Genomic DNA, 14,027 nt, shown 5'->3' with positions numbered 1-14,027 from the left:
AATGATGTTTAATTGTGTTGGATCTTGATTAGTTGACCGTCGTACAGCAAGGAGCCATCGAAGATGCTGGCGCAGCAACGACAGAGCCGGATCGCCGAACGAGTCCACCGGACCGGAGCGGTCCGCGTCGCCGAGCTCGTCGAGGAATTCGGCGTCTCCGACATGACCATTCGCCGCGACCTCGAAACCCTCGCCGAACGCGGGCTGGTCGCGAAAGTCCACGGTGGCGCGACCGCCGTCGACTTCGGCTCCACCACCGAACCGGGCTTCGCCGTCAAACAGGTCCGCCAGGAAGCCGAGAAGCAGGCCATCGCCCAGGCCGCCGCCACCCTCGTCGGGCCCGGCCAAGCCATCGCGCTCTCGGCCGGCACCACGACCTGGACCCTCGCGCACCACCTCACCGACGTGGCCGACCTGACCGTCGTCACCAACTCGGTGCCCGTCGCCGACGTCTTCTACCGCGCCGGCCGCTCGGACCAGACCGTCATCCTCACCGGCGGCGTCCGCACCCCCTCCGACGCCCTCGTCGGACCGTTCGCGGTCGCCTCCCTCGAACGCGTCAACGTCGACACCGTCTTCCTCGGCGTCCACGGCATGTCCGAGCGCGCCGGATTCACCACCCCCAACCTCCTTGAGGCCGAGACGGTCCAGGCGCTCGCCGCCAAGGGCCGCCGCCTCGTCGTCGTCGCCGACCACACCAAGTTCGACGTCGTCGGCATCGCCACCATCGCCTCCCTGGACGACGCCGACGTCATCGTCACCGACGCGTTCCTCGACGACACCGCCCGCAACACCCTCGCCGAATACGTCGACCAGGTCGTGCTCGCACCCACCCTCACCGCCGCACCCGCACAGCAGACCCGCGGGGGCCTCGCCCCCGACTCCAAAAGCGCCGCGACAGCGGCAACCACCACCGAGATGAGATCAGCGTGACCCTGCACATGGAGTCCGGCAGCCTCGCAGACGGCCGCCAGATCCTCTACTTCGACACCGCCACCGGCGCCCGCCGCGGCTCCTTCGCCGACAAGCGCGACCTCGGCGACCGCGCCAGCGCCGGCCAACTGCGCTACGACGTGCTGCGCGACGAATGGGTCGCCGTCTCGGCCGGGCGCAACGCCCGCCCGCAACTGCCGGTCGCATGCCCGCTGTGCCCGAGCGACGGCGACGAACTCACCGAGATCCCCGCCCCGAACTACGAGGTCGCGGTCTTCGAGAACCGTTTTCCCAGCTTCGGAGGCGCAGCCGGAGAAGCGAATGAGCACGGCCCCAGTTTCGGAGGCGTCCAGGGCGAAGCCCTGGAGGGCACTCCCCTCGCACCGAACGTCCCGGCCACCGGCCGCTGCGAGGTCGTCTGCTTCTCCTCCGAGCACGACGCGTCCTTCGTCGACCTCAGCCCCGAACGCGTCGAACTGGTCATGGCCGCGCTCGCCCAGCGCACCGCCGACCTCTCCGCCAGAGGCGATGTCGCCCAAGTCTTCTGCTTCGAGAACCGCGGCGTCGAAATCGGCGTGACCCTCCACCACCCCCACGGCCAGATCTACGGCTACCCGTTCGTGACGCCGCAGACGCGCAGACACCTCGACGCGGCCCGCCGCCACCAGGAGGCCACCGGCCGCAACCTCTTCGGCGACATCCTCGCCGAGGAGCAGGCCGGCCCCCGCGTCGTCGCCGCCAACGACCACTGGACCGCGTTCGTGCCCTACGCCGCGCGCTGGCCCTTCGAGGTCCACCTCTACCCCAACGAGCGCTTCGCCGACCTGGCCGCACTGCCCGAGGAATACGTCAAGGCGTTCGCGCCCCTGTACCTCGACGTGCTGAAGCGCTGCGACGCCGCCTTCCCCGGCGAGCAGATGCCGTACATGTCCGGGTGGCACCAGGCCCCCGTGAAAGAGGACCGCGACCTGGCCTGGCTGCGGCTCGAAATCGTCTCCATCCGCCGCGCGGCGGGCAAGGTCAAGTTCCTGGCCTCCTCGGAATCGGTCATGGGCGGGTTCGTCAATGACCTCGGCCCCGAGGCGGCCGCCCAAATACTGAAGGATGCGCTGTGAAATACCTGGTCACCGGCGGTGCCGGTTACATCGGCTCGATCGTCGCCACGATGCTGCTCGAAGCGGGCCACGAAGTCGTCGTCCTCGACGACTGCTCCACCGGCGCGTCCGAGCGGGTCCCCGCCGGGGCGACGTTGGTGCAGAAGCGCGTCCAGGACGTCGGCGACGTGCTCGATTCCAGCTTCGACGGCATCCTCCACTTCGGCGGCCTCATCGCCGCGGGCGAATCGATGGCCAAACCCGAGATCTACTGGGAGGCCAACACCGCCGCCACGTTCGAGCTGCTGACCGCCATGCGCGAGGCGAACGTGCGGACCCTCGTGTTCTCCTCCACCGCCGCCGTCTACGGCAACCCGACCGAGGTCCCCATCAGAGAGGACGCCGCCAAGGCGCCGACCTCCACCTACGGGGCCTCGAAGCTCGCCAGCGACATGGCCATCTCCTCCGAGGTCACCGCCCACGATCTCGCCGCGGTCTCCCTGCGGTACTTCAACGTCGTGGGCGCCTACCAGGACAAGTCCGGGATCTGGCACGGCGAGAACCACGAGCCGGAGACCCACATCATCCCGATCGCCTTCGACGCCGCCTCCGGCAAGCGCGACTCGTTCGCGCTCTTCGGCGAGGACTACCCGACCAAGGACGGCACCTGCGTCCGCGACTACATCCACGTCGCCGACCTCGCCGACGCCCACCTCCTCGCGCTCGGCGCCGCCCAGGCCGGGGAGCACAAGATCTACAACCTCGGCAACGGCAACGGCTTCACCAATAAAGAGGTCGTCGAGACCGTCAAGCGCGTCACCGGCACCGACTTCCCCGTCGCGATCGAGGGCCGCCGCGCCGGCGACCCCGCCGAACTCGTCGCCTCGTCCGAGAAAGCCAAGGCGGAACTGGGCTGGAAGCCCACCCGCGACTCACTCGACCGCATGGTCGCCGACGCCTGGGAGTACTACCAGCATGCCCACGCCTGACAACCACGCCCTGGAACTGACCGACGTCGCCGTCCAGGCCTTCACCGCCAAGTACGGCACCGAGCCCGAATGCGCTTGGGCCGCACCGGGACGCGTGAACCTCATCGGTGAGCACACCGACTACAACGACGGCTTCGTCATGCCCTTCGCGCTGCCGTTCTACGCCGTGGTCGCCGCGTCCAAATCGGAGGTCTGGGAGTTCCACTCCACCTACGGCGAAGGCTCGACGGTGCGCGCCGAGACCCTCGACGGCGTCGAGGGCTGGGCCGCCTACCTCGCGGGCGTGGCCTGGGCGCTGGGCGAGGCCGGTTACGAGGTCGGTCCGGTGCGCATCGCGCTGCACTCCGACGTCCCGCACGGGGCGGGGCTGTCCTCTTCCGCCGCAATGGAATGCGCGGCGCTGCTCGCGCTGGCGGACCTGTACGGCCACGAGATCGACCGGGCCGAGGCCGCTCGGATCGCGCAGCGGGCCGAGAACGAGTACGTGGGGGCCCCGACCGGCATCCTCGACCAGTCGGCTTCGCTGCTGTGCGAGGAGGGGGCGGCGATGTTCATGGACTGCCGCGACCTCGCGCGCGAGCAGGTGCCGTTCGCGTTGGAGGCCGAGGGGCTGACGATGCTGGTGATCGACACGAACGCCCCGCACCGCCACGCCGACGGCGAGTACGCCTCGCGGCGCGCCGACTGCGAGAAGGCGGCGCAGCTGCTCGGGGTCGACAAGCTCCGCGACGCGCCCGCCGACGCGGCGCTCGACGATGATCGCCTGAACCGGCGGCTGCGCCACATCGTCACCGAGAACGCGCGGGTCCTGGCGACCGTGAAGGTGCTCAGGGAATCGGGAGCGGCCGGGATCGGCGAGCTCTTGACGGCGTCGCACGTCTCGATGCGGGACGACTACGAGATCTCGTGCGCCGAGTTGGACTCGGCGGTCGACGCCGCGCTCGGCGCGGGCGCCCTCGGCGCGCGCATGACCGGCGGCGGCTTCGGCGGCAGCGCGATCGCGCTGATCGAATCGGCCGCGGCGGCGAAGGTCGAGGCGGCGGTCCTGGAGGCGGCGGCGGAGAAGCGCCTGCCGACCCCGAGGATCTTCACGGCGAGAGCGGCGGCGGGAGCCCACCGGATCCGCTGACCGCAAGCTATTGACGAGGGCCGGGACGCTAACGGAGTGTCCCGGCCTTTGCCATCAATTCGGGCACCGGGAAGACCCCCCGTTTCAAGCATCGCCCCCGGGTGCGACAGCGAACCGAGGCGGCGGAAGCCGAATGCGGCGGTTCGCGGCGGTTGCCGGCAAATCGGGCGCACACAAGGCCCCTCGATTCAACGGTGGCACCGGGGTGTGACAGGGGCTTCCGGGGGGTTGCTCTTTCGTTGGTGGATACGGGGCTCTGAAATACTCCGAACCATGGAATTCGTCCACTTGCTCCTGCGCTACCTGCACCTGCTCGGCTTCGCGGCCGTGTTCGGCGGTTGGTTGACCTCCTGGCTTTCGGGGAAGTTCAATATCAACGCCGCGATGCTGTACGGCATCGCCACCCAGCTCGCCACCGGCATCGTCCTGTACGGGATCGTCGCCGCCGATGGGGATGCCGACCACGCGAAGCTCGGCGTCAAGTTCCTGCTCGCGCTGATGCTCGCGGTCATGATCGCGATTCCGTGGTGGAAGAAGCGCGAGCGGGTCGCCGCCGGGCACTTCTGGGCGACCGGCGGGCTCATCGCCGTCACCGCCGCCGTCGCGGTGTTCTGGACCTGATCCGCGACCGGAGGACCGGACGGCCTTTCGCCATACCGACCTGACCCGCGACGGGCATTTCGGGGGCCTTCTTCCGCCCGGATCCGATTGACGGCCGCCAGTCGGGGCACCCCACTTGGGTCCGGCCCACTTCCCGTCCGGGTCGGGCCAAGTCCGGGCCTGCTCGGGCCCGGGCTCGGGTCTTCTTCGCGGCGCTCCGGCGACAGTCCGGCGGCGCTCCAGCGACGTGCCCCGGTGACCCGCATTTTGGGACCTGAGGCGCAACCGCGATGTAGCGGCGGTGAAACACCTGCTTGCGACTGATCTCAGTCATAGGATGTTTCGGTAACGAAATGATCAAGGCCAGTGCCAAGTGGCACACACTGCGGCCATGATTAGGCGGGTATCGACTTACCCCCCTTGGATCGTCAAAGGAGACCGAGATGGCTGCATCGCAGCACCGCACCACCCTGGCTGTAAAGCCGTACAAGCTGGCTCTGGCCGGTGTAGCCGCCACGAGTCTTGCCGCTCTCGCCGCTTGCGGCGAGGCACCCTCCGATACCGGTGACGGGAACGGCGACGCCTCGTTCATGGCCTGCATGGTCACCGACTCCGGCGGTGTCGACGACAAGTCCTTCAACGAGTCCTCCTGGGCCGGTATGGAAGCCGCCGCCGAAGAGAACTCCGACATCGAGGTCGACTTCAAGGAGTCCTCCTCCGAGGCCGACTACGACCCGAACCTCCAGGCCACTGTCGACGACGGCTGCAACTTCATCGTCGGCGTCGGCGGCCTCATGGCCGGCAATGTCACCGCCGCCGCGCAGGCCAACACCGAGATCCCCTTCGCCATCGTCGACGGTGTCGCCTCGGACGCCGAGGGCGCTCCGATCGATGTCGAGAACGTCTTCTCGATCCAGTTCGACACCGCCCAGTCCGCGTTCCTGGCCGGCTACATCGCCGCCTCGCAGACCGAGTCCGGCAAGGTCGCCACCTGGGGTGGCCTGCAGATTCCGCCGGTGACGATCTTCATGGACGGTTTCGTCGAGGGCGTCGAGCACTTCAATGAGGCCAAGGACGACGACGTCGAGGTCCTCGGCTGGGACGTCGAGTCCCAGGAGGGCACCTTCATCAACGGCTTCGAGGACACCGGTGAGGGCAAGTCCACCACCGAGAACTTCATCTCGCAGGGCGCCGACATCGTCATGCCCGTGGCCGGCCCCGCCGGCATCGGCGCGCTGACCGCCGCCTCCGAGAACGACGACGTCGAGGCGATCTGGGTCGACACCGACGGCTACGAGTCCACCGACTTCGGCGCCGAGCTCCTCACCAGCGCCGAGAAGGGCCTGGCCGAGGCGGTCAAGACCGCCGTGCTCACCGCTTACGAGAACAAGGACGCGGAGTCCGCCGCGGCCGCCGCCGAGCCCTACATCGGCACGCTCGAGAACGGTGGCGTCGCCATCTCGCCGTACCACGACTTCGACAGCGTCATCTCCGACGAGACCAAGCAGGAGGTCGAAGACCTCCAGGCCGCCATCATCGACGGTTCGGTCGTCGTCGAATCCCCGGCTTCGCCGGCTTCCGAGTAGTACGAAACACGAAGCGACGCTGAGGATTCGAAGGACACGAATTGCGACTCGAACTGCGGGGCCTGACGAAGAAGTTCGGCTCATTCACCGCTGACGACAATATCGACCTGACGGTCGAACCCGGACAGATCCACGCCGTACTCGGTGAGAACGGCGCCGGCAAGTCCACGCTCATGAACATGCTCTACGGCATCCTTGAGCCGACCAGCGGTGAAATCCTGATCGACGGTGAACCCCTGACGTTCTCCGGCCCGAGCGACGCGATCGCCGCCGGTATCGGCATGGTTCACCAGCACTTCAAACTCGTCGGGCCCTTCAGCGTCGCCGACAATGTGCAGCTGGGCCGGGAGCACACCCGCGGAGGCGGGGTGCTCTCGGCCAAGGCCGCGCGCGAGGCCGTGCTCGATGTATCCGAGCGCTACGGCCTCCGCCTCGACCCCGACGCGATCTGCGAGGACCTGCCCGTCGGCGTCCAGCAGCGCGTCGAGATCGTCAAGGCCCTCTCGGGGCCGGAGACCGAACTGCTCATCCTGGACGAGCCCACCGCGGTCCTCACCCCCGCCGAGATCACCGAGCTGCTCGAGATCATGCGCAGCCTCGCCGCCTCCGGCACCTCCATCCTCTTCATCAGCCACAAGCTCAAAGAGGTCCAGGCCGTCGCCGACACCATCACGGTGATCCGGCGCGGCAAGGTCGTCGCCGAGCTGGAGCCGACCGCCTCCGAGACCGAGATGGCCTCGGCGATGGTGGGCCGCGCCGTCACCCTCACCATCGACAAGACCCCGGCCGAGCCGGGCGAACCGAGACTGGAGATCGAGGGGCTCACCGTCGTCAACGGCGCCGGAGTCAAGGTCCTCGACGGACTCGACCTCACCGTCCACTCCGGCGAGATCGTCGGCCTCGCTGGCGTCGAGGGGAACGGGCAGACCGAACTGGCCCGCACCATCCTCGGGCTGCTCAAGCCCGACGCCGGCCAGATCATCATCGACGGCGTGAACGTCCGCTCCCACACCCCGTCCCGCCGCATCGCCGACGGCCTCGGCTACATCCCCGAGGACCGCGGCCGCGACGGCGTCATCGCCGAGTTCTCCGTCGCCGAGAACCTCGTGCTCAACCAGTACAAGGACATGCCGTACGCGGGCGGCGGCGTCGTCCGCGCCGACGCCATTCGCCAGCGTGCACTGGGGTCCATCGCGGAGTTCGACATCCGCACCCAGTCCCCGAACGAGCTCGTCTCCTCCCTGTCGGGCGGCAACGCGCAGAAGGTCATCATCGCCCGCGAGTTCTCGCGCCCCCGCCACCTCCTGGTGGCCGCGCAGCCGACCCGCGGCGTCGACGTCGGCGCCACCGAGTTCATCCACCAGCGACTGGTCACCGAGCGCGACACCGGCACCGGCGTCCTGCTGATCTCCTCCGAACTGGACGAGATCTACGCGATGGCCGACCGGATCGCCGTGATCTACAACGGCCGCATCGTCGGCGAGGTCGCCCCCGACACGCCGCGCGAGGTCATCGGCCGACTCATGGTCGGCGCCTCCATGGAGGACGCCGAGCACGCCGACCCCGACGAGGTCGAGGTGACCGGCCCCGAGGCCGAGGAGACTCCCGCCGCCGAGGCCGCTGAAACTTCGGCCCCCGAGGCCGACGACACCCCCACCACCGATTCGGGGACCTCCGAGTCCGACAGCAACGATGAGCAATCCAATGGAGGTGACCGGTGAGCAACGACGCCCAGGCACCCGCCACCGACAAGTCGGAGCCGGGACCGAAAAAGGCGCCGTTCGGGGTCGTCTTCCTGCGCTACATGACCGAGGCCAACTCGGTCATGGTGACCGTCTACTCGCTGCTGATGGCGTTCGTCATCGGCGCGATCCTGCTCATCGTCTCCGATGAGTACACCCGCTCCACCTTCACCTACTTCTTCTCGCGGCCCCAGGACGCCGTGTACGCCTCGCGGGACATCATCTACGAGTCGTACCTGGCCGTGTTCGAAGGCGCGATCCTCAACCTCAACACCCTCGACCGGTTCGCCGCCGGGACCGCCGAACTCGGCGACCTGCTGCGGCCGATCTCCGAGACGCTGCTGTACGCGACGCCGCTGATCTTCACCGGCCTCGCCGTCGGCCTCGCCTTCCGCGCCGGACTGTTCAACATCGGCGCCCAGGGCCAGCTGATCTTCGGCATGATGGGCGCGCTCATCATCGGGTTCAGCCTCGACCTGCCCCCGATCGTCCACATCCCGCTCGCGGTCGCGGCGGGCGCCATCGCCGGTGCCGCCTTCGGCGCCGTGCCCGGCGTCCTCAAGGCCACGACCGGGGCGCACGAGGTCATCTCCTCGATCATGCTCAACAACATCGCCGCGCTGTTCCTGGTGTGGGCGCTGTCGACCTCGTTCCTGCACTCGGACACCAAGACCGACCTGGTCTCCAAGAGCCCCGACGCCTCGGCCACGCTGCCCAAGCTGCTCGCCTGGCTCAACCCGAGCCTGCGCGTCAACCTGGCGCTCATCATCGGCATCGCCGCCGCCGTCCTGGTGTGGTGGCTGCTGTCGAAGTCGACGTTCGGCTACCGCATCCGCGCGGTCGGCTTCAACGAGCACGCCTCGCAGACCGCCGGCATGAACATCGGCCGCACCTACGTGACCACGATGGGCACCGCCGGAGGCCTCGCGGGCCTCGCCGGCGCGGCCCTCGCACTGGGCGTCGGGTCCACCGGCATCACCACCAACACGGCGCTCGAATACGGCTTCGACGGCATCACCGTCGCCCTCCTCGGCAGGGCCAACCCGGCCGGGATCGTCGCCGCCGCGCTGCTGTTCGGCGCGCTCAAGGCCGGCGCCCTGTCGGCGCAGCCCGACGTGCCGGTCGACATCTCGATCCTGTTGCAGGCCATCATCGTCCTGTTCATCGCCGCCCCGGCCCTCGTCCGGGCCATCCTGCACCTGCGCATCCCGCGCGGCGGCCTGGTCACTCTCGAAGCGAAAGGCTGGTGAGCCCCATGGCAGTGGACACCGCACCCGCGCCCGCCACGCCGGCCGCGCTGCTCGACGAGAAACGGACCCGCAAGCCGATCGGCGGTGCAGTCCTCGCCGTGATCGGCGCGGTCATCGGGGGGTTCGCGCTCGGCAAGCTCGGCGATCGCAGCGTCACCTTCACGCTCAACCTGACCCTGCCCGACGCCAGCTGGACCGTCCCGGCCGCGCCGACCGTCGCCATCCTGGCCGCACTGGCCGCCGCCGCGGGAATCCTGGTCGCCATCGGCGTCCCGACCCGCTGGTTCAAACTGATCATGGCCGCCGGTGCCACCTGCCTCGCGCTGAGCCTGCTGTGCTGGGCGATGTCGCAGGAAGGCGTCGTCTTCCGCATCGAGTCGATCCTCGCCGGCGCCCTGTTCCTGTCGCTGCCCTACATGTTCGGCGCCCTCTCCGGCGTCGTCTGCGAACGAAGCGGCGTCATCAACATCGGCATCGAGGGCCAGTTCCTCATGGGCGCCTTCTTCGGCGTCCTGGTCGCCTCCATCACCGGCAACTCCTACGCGGGCATCCTCGGCGCGATGATCGCCGGCTCCCTGCTGACCCTGCTGCTCGCCGCCCTGGCTACCAGGTACCAGGTCAACCAGGTCGTCACCGGCGTCATCCTGAACCTGCTCGCGCTCGGCTTCACCGGCTTCATGTACGACCAGCTGAAGAAGACGCCCGGCTACAACAACCCGCACGGGGTCTCGAACATCAGCTCCTGGCTCGAATCGATCGGCCTGGGCTTCCTCGGGGACATCCCCGTCATCGGCCCGGTCCTGTTCCGCCAGAGCATCTTCGTGTACGTCGGCCTCGGCCTCGTCGCCGTGATCTGGTTCCTGCTCTACCGCACCCGCTGGGGCCTGCGCACCCGCGCCGTCGGCGAGCACCCCGCCGCCGCGGACTCCATGGGCGTCAACGTCAACCGGCTCCGCTTCTGGAACGTGGCCGCCGCCGGCCTCATCTCCGGATTCGGCGGCGCGTTCTTCACCATCGCGAACAACCTGGCGTTCAACAAGAACATGACCGCCGGGCTCGGCTTCGTCGCGCTCGCCGTCATGATCGTCGGCCGCTGGAACCCGCTCGGCGTCCTCGCCGGCGCGCTCATCTTCGGCTTCACCACCCAGGTCTCCCGGTACCTCGACACCGCCGGGAACTCGATCATCCCCGGCGAGTTCCTCCAGATGCTGCCCTACGCGGTGACCCTCGTGGTCGTCGCCGGGCTCATCGGCAAGGCCAAGGCGCCCGCGGCCGACGGCGTTCCATACAACCCGGGAGACAAGTGATGGTGGCGCTCGGCGTGGACGGCATCGGCAGTCCCGAAAGCCCCGAGATCGACTGGGACGCCCTGCGCGCCAAAGCGGTCGAGGCGATGGGGCACGCCTACGCGCCCTACTCGAAGTACCCGGTCGGCGTCGCCGGCCTGGTCGACGACGGACGCATCGTCTCCGGCTGCAATGTCGAGAACGCCTCCTTTGGACTGACCCTGTGCGCCGAATGCGGCATGGTCTCCCAACTCGCCGCCACCGGCGGCGGACGCCTCGTCGCCATCGCGTGCGTCGACGGCAACGGCACCCCCCTCACCCCGTGCGGAAGGTGCCGCCAACTGCTCTACGAGCACGGCGGCGCCGACTGCCTGGTGGACGCCGAACCCGGACCGACCACCGTGGGGGCCCTGCTCCCCGGCGCGTTCGGGCCCGCACATCTGGGAACGAAGTGAGCAGTGCCGGAAACCCGGACTGTGAGCGAAGCGAACCGGTCCGCGGAAGCGGCCCAAAGCTAGTGAGGGACAACCACATGATCACCGCTGTCGACGTCATCCGCACCAAACGAGACGGGGGCGAACTCTCGACCGCCCAGATCGACTGGGTCATCGACGCCTATACGAAGGGCGCCGTCGCCGACGAGCAGATGTCGGCGCTGGCGATGGCGATCTTCCTCAATGGAGCGAAGCCACGCGAGATCGCAGACTGGACCGCCGCGATGATCCGCTCCGGCATCACCCTCGACCTGTCCAGTGTGGGCAAGCCATGCGTGGACAAGCACTCCACCGGCGGAGTGGGCGACAAGATCACGCTGCCGCTGGCCCCGCTCGTCGCCGTCTTCGACGTCGCGGTGCCGCAGCTGTCCGGGCGCGGACTCGGCCACACCGGCGGCACGCTCGACAAGCTGGAGTCGATCCCCGGCTTCGACGTCGATATGACCGAAGCGGCTGTGGTGCAGCAGCTCCGGGAGAACGGCGCGGTCATCTGCGCCGCCACCGGCGACCTCGCCCCGGCCGACAAGAAGCTGTACGCCCTGCGCGACACCACCTCCACCGTGGAGTCGATTCCGCTCATCGCCTCGTCGATCATGAGCAAGAAGATCGCCGAGGGCGCCGACGCGATCGTCCTGGACGTCAAGGTCGGCTCCGGCGCCTTCATGAAGGACTTCGCGCAGGCCAAGGAGCTCGCCGAGACGATGGTGCGGCTCGGCCGCGACCACGACGTCGACACCCGGGCGCTGCTAACCGACATGTCGATTCCGCTGGGGCGCACGGCCGGCAATGCGCTCGAGGTGCGCGAGTCGGTCGAGGTCCTGGCCGGTGGCGGCCCCGCCGACGTGGTGGAGCTGACCGTCGCCCTCGCCCGCGAAATGCTCGCCGCCGCCGGGAAGAGCGACGCCGACCCGGCCGCCGCATTGCGGGACGGGCGCGCGATGGACAAGTGGCGCAAGATGATCACCGCCCAGGGCGGGGACGTCGACGCCCCGCTTCCGGTCGCGAAGCACACCGAGGAAGTCGTCGCCGAGGCCGACGGGTACGTGTCCGAGATGGATGCCTACGCGGTCGGCGTGGCCGCCTGGCGCCTCGGCGCGGGACGCGAACGCCAGGGCCAGCCGGTCCAGTTCGGTGCCGGCATCGAAATCCTCAAGACCGTCGGCGAGCAGGTCAAGGCCGGGGAGCCGGTCTACCGCCTCCACACCGACACGCCCGAGCGCATCGACGCGGCCAAGGAGACCCTGAAGGACCAGTGGAAGATCGGTGCCGAGCCCGCGAAGCGCGGCCCGATCGTCCTCGACCGCCTCGCCTGAGCTGCAAGGGCGCGCCGCAAGGAATCGCCGCAAGGACACCAGTACGCCAGGAGCGCCGCGACCCGGATGGGTCGCGGCGCTCGCTGTTGGGACTCCTTCGCGAGATGAATCGGGACCCCTCCCGAGGTCGAGGGTTTAGCTTCGGTGCAGAGTCGGCCGAGGAAGCGGTTCCCCCGGACCGCACGGCCGGCTCGGTGACCGGATGGAGCAGCGGCCATGACCGACCCTATTGCGCCCCAGGGAAATCAACCCGAACGAGAGCCAGAGCCCGAGCCCCAGGCGGGCGCGCCGGGCGTTCCCGCGATGGGGCCCGAGCCCGAAGGGTCGCCTCCCGCATGGCCCCAGATGGACACGCCCGATGCCGTCCCGTCAGAACCGCGTTCCGACCCGGCGCCGCCTCCGGTGGGGCCCCAGATGGAGGCGCCCGACGGGAACCCCTCCGGACCCCGCTTCGATTCGGCCGCGACTCCGGTTCCGACGCAGGCCTTCGGTCCGCCGCCGGTCCTCCCTCCGCCGCCGCGCCGCAGGTGGCGGCTGCGGCACACGATCATCGCCGCCCTTTCTGCGATCGTGATCGCGGGCGTCTCCGTCGGCGTGACGTTCCTGGCCCGCGATCCCCTCGCCGGTGCGGAGGAGCGGGTGCTGGGTTATTTCGGTGCCCTGTCCGAAGAGGATGGTCCGGCGGCCGGGATGTTCTTGCGCGGCATCGACGGGGCCGACTCGCCCGTATTCGAACCGGACGCTCTGAGCGAGGGCTACCGCGCTCCCGAGGACGTCCGGGTGACGAGCAGCGTCGAGGGCACGCCGCCCGGCGTCACCGAGCAGGACGACCGCGACTACGCGACGGTGACCGTCGCCTATACGGTCGACGGCCGGCCCTCCTCGGAGATGTTCGTATTGAGCCGCAAGGGGGACGGCAACTGGAACATCGTCGCCGCCCGGCTGGGTTCCATCGGCTTCAGCGACGAGCTCGTGGCGAACGACTACGGCTGGGAGATGGAGTCGGTCATGACCGTGCACGTAGCCGGGGCGTCGGGAACCGGGAGGGTCAAGGTCCCGCCCGGGGTCTACGAGGTGTCGCTCAAGGATGATCACCTGTACGAGGACTTCACGATCGAGGTGCCGGTGACCGCGGGGACGACGGGGATGCAGGGAGATATCGAGAACCCGTTCCCGCCGGAGCTGACCGTCAGCGAGGCGGCCACGGAGGAGCTGAGCGAACAGGTGAACGCCGCGATCGACAGCTGCGCCACCACCGGCAATCTGCCGGGGGACTCCTACGGGTCCGGGAGCGATTGCCCCTGGAAGTCCGATGACCACTTCACTGACCTCTTCTTTCTGACGGAGCCGTGGACGGTGGACTCATACCCCGAGATCGAGGTCGTCCAGGACGAGGAGGGTCAACTGCGGGTCGAGACGGTCACGCCGGGCAAGGCCACCTATTCGGATGACACGACGACGGTCGAACTCGCACCGACCGGTCCGGTGTACCGCCTGGAGAGTGGTTCCCTCACTTGGGAATCGGAGGACCCGAACTTCTGATTGGGCCAGCGAGGGCGCTTGTTGAATTTGAGTTTGGTGCGGGCGGGCGACTGGGTGTCGCCCGCCCGC

At 68.9% G+C, this 14,027-nt stretch carries 12 protein-coding genes; all 12 read left to right on the top strand.

Annotated features, from left to right (window positions below; all coding sequences use genetic code 11):
* Positions 1-63: 63 nt before the first annotated feature.
* The 12 genes from FAB82_RS17035 to FAB82_RS16980 all read left to right on the top strand — a co-directional run bounded on the left by FAB82_RS17035 (position 64) and on the right by FAB82_RS16980 (position 13,958).
* On the top strand, positions 64-933 hold the full coding sequence (locus tag FAB82_RS17035) for a DeoR/GlpR family DNA-binding transcription regulator (RefSeq protein ID WP_136535741.1): 870 nt from the start codon (positions 64-66) through the stop codon (positions 931-933).
* Complete coding sequence (galT, locus tag FAB82_RS17030) at positions 930-2,048, top strand: galactose-1-phosphate uridylyltransferase (RefSeq protein WP_246039684.1); 1,119 nt, start codon at positions 930-932, stop codon at positions 2,046-2,048. Before FAB82_RS17035 ends, galT begins: the two co-directional genes overlap by 4 nt.
* The gene (gene galE, locus FAB82_RS17025; protein WP_136535740.1) at positions 2,045-3,016 is read left to right on the top strand and encodes a UDP-glucose 4-epimerase GalE; all 972 of its coding nucleotides are present in this window, start codon (positions 2,045-2,047) and stop codon (positions 3,014-3,016) included. Before galT ends, galE begins: the two co-directional genes overlap by 4 nt.
* Positions 3,003-4,145, top strand: coding sequence for a galactokinase (gene galK, locus FAB82_RS17020; RefSeq protein WP_136535739.1), 1,143 nt, complete (start codon positions 3,003-3,005; stop codon positions 4,143-4,145). Before galE ends, galK begins: the two co-directional genes overlap by 14 nt.
* A 273-nt stretch (positions 4,146-4,418) precedes the next feature.
* Positions 4,419-4,766 carry a hypothetical protein gene (locus FAB82_RS17015; RefSeq protein ID WP_136535738.1) on the top strand — a complete coding sequence of 116 codons (348 nt, stop codon included), beginning with the start codon at positions 4,419-4,421 and terminating at the stop codon, positions 4,764-4,766.
* A 422-nt stretch (positions 4,767-5,188) separates the two neighbouring features.
* Positions 5,189-6,331 (top strand): BMP family lipoprotein, encoded by a 1,143-nt coding sequence (locus FAB82_RS17010; RefSeq protein WP_136535737.1) that lies wholly within the window; start codon positions 5,189-5,191, stop codon positions 6,329-6,331.
* A gap of 41 nt (positions 6,332-6,372) precedes the next feature.
* Positions 6,373-8,052, top strand: a complete 1,680-nt coding sequence (locus FAB82_RS17005) for an ABC transporter ATP-binding protein (protein WP_136535736.1) — start codon at positions 6,373-6,375, stop codon at positions 8,050-8,052.
* The gene (locus tag FAB82_RS17000) at positions 8,049-9,323 is read left to right on the top strand and encodes an ABC transporter permease (RefSeq protein WP_136535735.1); all 1,275 of its coding nucleotides are present in this window, start codon (positions 8,049-8,051) and stop codon (positions 9,321-9,323) included. Before FAB82_RS17005 ends, FAB82_RS17000 begins: the two co-directional genes overlap by 4 nt.
* Positions 9,324-9,328: 5 nt before the next feature.
* Positions 9,329-10,630 (top strand): ABC transporter permease, encoded by a 1,302-nt coding sequence (locus FAB82_RS16995; RefSeq protein WP_136535734.1) that lies wholly within the window; start codon positions 9,329-9,331, stop codon positions 10,628-10,630.
* Positions 10,630-11,064: a cytidine deaminase gene (locus FAB82_RS16990; RefSeq protein WP_136535733.1), complete on the top strand. Its 435-nt coding sequence runs from the start codon at positions 10,630-10,632 to the stop codon at positions 11,062-11,064. Before FAB82_RS16995 ends, FAB82_RS16990 begins: the two co-directional genes overlap by 1 nt.
* 77 nt (positions 11,065-11,141) lie before the next feature.
* Positions 11,142-12,416 carry a thymidine phosphorylase gene (locus tag FAB82_RS16985; RefSeq protein ID WP_136535732.1) on the top strand — a complete coding sequence of 425 codons (1,275 nt, stop codon included), beginning with the start codon at positions 11,142-11,144 and terminating at the stop codon, positions 12,414-12,416.
* Positions 12,417-12,632: 216 nt separating this feature from the next.
* Entirely contained in the window at positions 12,633-13,958 is a 1,326-nt protein-coding gene (locus FAB82_RS16980) for a hypothetical protein (RefSeq protein ID WP_136535731.1), read from the top strand.
* Positions 13,959-14,027: the final 69 nt, after the last annotated feature.

The sequence above is a fragment of the Glycomyces buryatensis genome (genome assembly GCF_004912275.1).
GTDB lineage: Bacteria > Actinomycetota > Actinomycetes > Mycobacteriales > Micromonosporaceae > Glycomyces > Glycomyces buryatensis.
The sequence above is the reverse complement of the archived record's forward strand: the minus strand, read 5'-3'. Positions and strand labels throughout refer to the sequence as shown.